The following is a 4,929-nucleotide window of genomic DNA, read 5'->3' on the forward strand; positions in this document are numbered from 1 at the left end:
CAGGACATGCCCCATGGACACGCGCACCACCCGCCGGTAGAGCGGGTCCCCGGTCGCGGCGCCGAAGAGCACCCCGTCGACACCGAGCGCCGCGCAGTTGCGGAAGATCGCCCCGAGGTTCTCGGGGTCGTTGACGCCCTCGAGCACCACGAGGGTCCGGGCCCCGTCCACGACGGCGCCGACCTCCAGCGGGGTCGGCCGGTCGGCGGCGGCGAGGATGTCGCGGCTGGACCGGAACCCGATCACCTCGCTGAGCACGTCCTTGGTGGTGCGCAGGTACACGGCCCCGGCGGCACGCTCGTCGACGTCCCATCCCTCGGCGGTCGCCTCGCGCCGCAGCTGCTGCAGTCGCGCGTCGGTCCCCAGCAGGACGTGCGGACGGAACCGGGACAGCAGCATCCGACCCACCACGTAGGTGCCCTCCGCGATCACCAGGCCCCGGCCGCCCGGCAGGTCGGGGCGGCGGTCGGAGTGGTTGAGGTCGCGGAGATCGTCCAGCCGGGGATCGGCGGGATCGGAGACGTCGACGACGAGCACTGCCCGCGCCGCTCAGGCCAGCAGGTCGGTGATGGGCCCGATCGCGAAGAACACGAGGAACGCCGCCGCGACCACCCACAGCAGCGGGTGCACCGACCGGGCCTTGCCTGTGGCGGTGGCCATCACGACCCAGGCCACGAACCCGATGCCGATGCCGTTGGCGATCGAGTAGGTGAACGGCATGGTGACGATCGTGAGGAAGGCCGGCAGCGCGATCGAGAAGCGGGTGAAGTCGATATTGACGATCTGCGACATCATGAGCGCGCCGACCACTACGAGTGCGGGGGCCGCCGCCTCCACGGGGACGACCTCGTACAGCGGGGTGAAGAACATCGCGACGAGGAAGAGGACCCCGGTGACGATGTTCGCCAGGCCGGTGCGGGCGCCCTCGGCGATACCTGTGGCCGACTCGAGGAAGACGGTGTTGGACGACGACGAGGTGAAGCCACCCGCGACGGCACCGACGCCCTCGACCACGAGCGCGGTCTTCATGTTGGGCAGATTGCCCTTCTCGTCCATCAGCCCGGCCTCCTTGCCCAGGCCCGTGAAGGTGCCCATGGCGTCGAAGAAGTTGGCGAGCAGCAGGGTGAAGACGAACAGGCTGGCCGCCAGGGGGCCGATGCGGACGAACGCGCCGAAGAGATCCACCTGCCCGATGAGGGACAGGTTGGGCAGCCCGCCGAGCGTCTCGGGGACCCCCGGGACCGCGAGGTTCCACCCGGTGGGCGAGGGCTCACCGTCGACGAAGGACGGGCCGGCGTTCGCGATGGCCTCGACGATGATGGCCACCACGGTGGTGACCACGATGCCGATGAAGATGCCGCCGCGCACCTGCCGGGCCACAAGCACCCCACACAACAGGAGCCCGAACGCGAACACGGCGGTGGGCCACGACGCGATCGACCCCTCGATCCCCAGTCCCACGGGGACCGTGGTGCCCGCGGCGTCGGGGAGTCGACGTACGAAACCGGAGTCGACGAAGCCGACCATAGCGATGAACAGCCCGATGCCCACGGCGATGGCGGCCTTGAGGTCCGACGGGATGGCGTCGAAGACGGCCTTGCGGAACCCGCTCACCGCCAGGATGACGATGATGATGCCCTCGATGACGATCAGCCCCATGGCCTCGGCCCACGTGACCTGCCTGGCGATGGTGACCGCGACGAGGGAGTTGATGCCCAGGCCGGTGGCGAAGGCGAAGGGGTAGCGGGCGATCGCGCCGAACGCCACCGTCATCACACCGGCGGTGAAGGCGGTGACCGCGGCGATCTCGATGATCGACAGTTGGTTGCCCTCGACGTCGACACCCGAACCGAGGATCAGCGGGTTGAGCACGATGATGTAGGCCATCGCGAAGAAGCTGACCAACCCGCCGCGCACCTCGCGGGCCACCGTCGAACCGCGCTCGCTGATCTTGAAGTACCGGTCGACGGCCCCGATCCGTACTGGGGACTGCGACGGGGCCCCGGCGCTCTGCGACATCTGGAGACCTTCCTGGCGGTGGGTGAGGAACCGTCATAGAGTAACCGCCCCCGCGCCTGCGGTAGCGTCGCGGTCATGACGGACAGGCCGACCGAGCCGCAGGCACCCCGGATCCCGGCCTACCTGCTGGATCCGCGGCCCGTCGTCCTCATCGGAACCCTCGCGTGGACCCTCGCCCTCCTGGCGATGATGCTCATGGAGGAGGTCGACATGCGCGCGGTCATCCTCTGCGCGGTGGGCGTGGGCGTGGGTGCGATCGGCACGCTCGTGTACGCGCTCCAGCGGCGTGCGGTCCTGCGCGGCAGCGCGGGTGCACAGGGCGGGCTCGACTTCGACCGCACCTGAGAAGTCGGCCGGATCAGGCAGCCCGGCGGGGACAGGGAGATCGGCGGGGACAGGGAGATCGGCGGGGTCAGGCCTGGTCGGAACCGCTCGCCTGCCCGGTCTCCCCCACCTCGTCCTCCTGGTCGGACGCCTCCCGCGCCCGGGCGGCGGAGGCCGCCAGTTGCTGGGGCAACACCACCACGTCCACGGCGGCGTCGTCATACGCCTCGGCCACCGGGGCGGAGGACTCCGTGGCCACCTGCACCTCGCTGTGGGCGCCGCAGCCGTACTGGAGATGCACCACCTGCCCGTCGGCGGAATACTCGTTGGCGCACACCCCGAACATCGTCCCCAACGAGCCGGAGACGGGTACCAGGAATCCGCAGGACCCGCAGTGATGCTTGGCTCCGCGCGCGATCTCGGTGTCCGGGCCCCGTTCGGCGGCCCATCGGGCGGCGGCGGCCGATCGGCCCTCCCGGCTCAGGTGCCGGGGCCTGCCGAGCCCCACGGGGCCGGCGACCTCGTCGAGTCCGTCGTCCCCCGTGAGGAGCTGTCCCGGGACCAGCCTCTCGTCGTCGTCCGCCGGGGGCAGCAGATCACCCGCACCCAGATCGCCCGGGCGGATCCTCTTCTCCCACGGCACCCACTCCGGGGCCACCACCGAATCGGGACCGGGGAGGAGCGAGATCTCGTCGACCGTCAGCTCGCCGCCGGGGACCAGAGCCAGGACGCAGGCCCAGTACCACCCGCGGTATCCGGGGAGTTCCGAGGCGAACCGGTGCGTCGTGGTGAACGGCGCCTCGACCACGGACCCCCGGTGCTCTCCCACGCCGTCAGTCGCGAACTCCTCCACGGCGGCACGCGCCACGTCGACGCCCGAGGCGAGTCTCTCGCGCAGGGCCTCGTCGAAGCCCGAGGCCTGATCGGTGCTCACGGGGTCCGCCTCCTGATCCGTGCCTACCTCGGTGTTCACCCGACCCATTATGCGCGTCATCGCGACGACGTCGCGGTCCGGCCCGTCGTACGGCATCCTTGAGGCATGCGCAGCGTCCTCGGCACCCTCGGCCCTCTCGCGGTCTCCCTCTCCCTCGTCGGCGCCGTCGCGGCGTGTACCGCGACCGGTTCCGACGAGGCCGGGAGCGCCACGTCCCCCGGCGCCTCCCTCGCGTCGTCGAGCATGCCCACCGGGTCGGGTTCCGGCTCCGGCGACGCGGGCGGCGGGCAGGTCCCGGTGGGCCCGTCCGAGCCCCGGCCCGCTCGCGGTTCGGTCGAGGTCGTCCGGACCCTGCCGCACGACCCCACGTTGTTCACCCAGGGCCTGCAGGTGGTGGGTGACGAGATCTACGAGTCGACGGGCCGGTACGGCAGCTCGCAGGTGCAGCGCCGCCCACTGGCCGGTGGCCCGCCCGCCGTGTCGGTACCGATGGCCAACGACGAGTTCGGTGAGGGCCTGGCCGTCACCCCGGACACCCTCTGGACCCTGACCTGGACCAACGGGATCGCCCACAACCGTGACCCGCAGACCCTTGAGGTGCGCTCCGAGGTGCCGTACGCGGGCGAAGGGTGGGGCCTGTGCCACGACGGTGCACGGTTGATCATGAGCGACGGCTCCGACCGACTGACCTTCCGTGACCCAGTCACGTTCGAGCCCACCGGCACGGTCTCGGTGACCTCCGGGGGGACGCCTGTGGTCCGGGTCAACGAACTGGAGTGCGCGGACGGCACCGTCCTGGCCAACGTCTGGATGACCGACGAGGTCATCCGCATCGACCCCGCCACCGGCGCGGTCACCGCCATCTATGACGCCTCGGCCCTCGAGCAGCCCCGGCCGGCCGACCGGGAAGCCGTCCTCAACGGGATCGCCGCTCTCCCCGGTTCGAAGAACGTGCTGCTCACCGGGAAGCTGTGGCCGTCTCTCTACGAGGTGCGCCTCATTGGCTGATCGCTCTCCCGGGCCGGCACGCCGGGCCGCGGCCACCGTCGGCCGAGGTGTCCGGCGGGTCTTCCACGCCGACGGGGCGGACCGATCGGGGCTCTCGCAGCTGAGTTACGTCACCGTCGCCAACTTCGCGTGCGACGCCATCCTCGCCGTCGCCCTGGCCAATACGTTGTTCTTCTCCGCCGCCACCGCCGAGTCGCGCGGCAATGTGGCGCTGTACCTCCTCGTCACGGTGGCACCGTTCGCGCTGATCGCCCCGGTGATCGGGCCGGCACTCGACCGCCTGCGCAGCGGGCGGCGCCTCACGGTGTCGTTGACCTTCACCCTGCGGGCGGTGCTCGCGGTGATCCTCGCGCTCAACTTCGACTCCTGGCTGCTGTACCCCCTCGCGCTGGGGATGCTCGTGTTGTCCAAGACGTTCGGGGTGGTCAAGGCATCGATCACACCTCACGTCCTGCCGCCGGCGCTCGACCTGGTCCGGACCAACTCCCGCCTGACGGTGCTCGGCCACGTGGGCGGGTCACTGATCGCGGGGGCCCTGGCCGGGGCCGTGTCGTGGGTGTGGGGCTCCGACGCGGCCCTGTGGCTGCTCGCCGCGGTCGCGCTCGTCGCGGCGTACGTCGCGATGACCATCCCCGCCCACGCCG

At 71.1% G+C, this 4,929-nt stretch carries 5 protein-coding genes and 1 pseudogene; 3 read left to right on the forward strand and 3 right to left on the reverse strand.

Going from position 1 to position 4,929, the window contains the following annotated elements:
• On the reverse strand, positions 1–537 hold a 537-nt coding region (locus G6027_RS06825), incomplete at its 3' end, for a TrmH family RNA methyltransferase (RefSeq protein WP_346995649.1).
• Between the two features lie 12 nt (positions 538–549).
• Positions 550–2,019, reverse strand: coding sequence for an NCS2 family permease (locus G6027_RS06830; protein WP_182636516.1), 1,470 nt, complete (start codon positions 2,017–2,019; stop codon positions 550–552).
• Between the two features lie 75 nt (positions 2,020–2,094).
• Between G6027_RS06830 and G6027_RS06835 the strand changes: the two genes are divergently transcribed.
• On the forward strand, positions 2,095–2,364 hold the full coding sequence (locus G6027_RS06835) for a DUF2530 domain-containing protein (RefSeq protein WP_182636517.1): 270 nt from the start codon (positions 2,095–2,097) through the stop codon (positions 2,362–2,364).
• 67 nt (positions 2,365–2,431) lie between these two features.
• Here G6027_RS06835 and G6027_RS06840 read toward each other — a convergent pair whose 3' ends face one another.
• Positions 2,432–3,325 carry a DUF3027 domain-containing protein gene (locus G6027_RS06840; protein WP_182636518.1) on the reverse strand — a complete coding sequence of 298 codons (894 nt, stop codon included), beginning with the start codon at positions 3,323–3,325 and terminating at the stop codon, positions 2,432–2,434.
• 57 nt (positions 3,326–3,382) lie between these two features.
• Between G6027_RS06840 and G6027_RS06845 the strand changes: the two genes are divergently transcribed.
• Together G6027_RS06845 and G6027_RS06850 are read left to right on the forward strand one after the other, a co-directional pair.
• The gene (locus tag G6027_RS06845; RefSeq protein WP_182636519.1) at positions 3,383–4,285 is read left to right on the forward strand and encodes a glutaminyl-peptide cyclotransferase; all 903 of its coding nucleotides are present in this window, start codon (positions 3,383–3,385) and stop codon (positions 4,283–4,285) included.
• Positions 4,278–4,929: pseudogene (locus G6027_RS06850) on the forward strand (MFS transporter); the annotation flags it as partial. The gene G6027_RS06845 and the pseudogene G6027_RS06850, both read left to right, overlap by 8 nt.

It is taken from the genome of Dietzia sp. SLG310A2-38A2, assembly GCF_014145095.1.
GTDB lineage: Bacteria > Actinomycetota > Actinomycetes > Mycobacteriales > Mycobacteriaceae > Dietzia.

Bases quoted from the DNA above. Each gene is read 5' to 3' on its own strand.
- G6027_RS06845 (WP_182636519.1), top strand. From the start codon at position 3,383: ATGCGCAGCGTCCTCGGCACCCTCGGCCCTCTCGCGGTCTCCCTCTCC.
- G6027_RS06835 (WP_182636517.1), top strand. From the start codon at position 2,095: ATGACGGACAGGCCGACCGAGCCGCAGGCACCCCGGATCCCGGCCTAC.
- G6027_RS06840 (WP_182636518.1), bottom strand. From the start codon at position 3,325: ATGGGTCGGGTGAACACCGAGGTAGGCACGGATCAGGAGGCGGACCCC.
- G6027_RS06830 (WP_182636516.1), bottom strand. From the start codon at position 2,019: ATGTCGCAGAGCGCCGGGGCCCCGTCGCAGTCCCCAGTACGGATCGGG.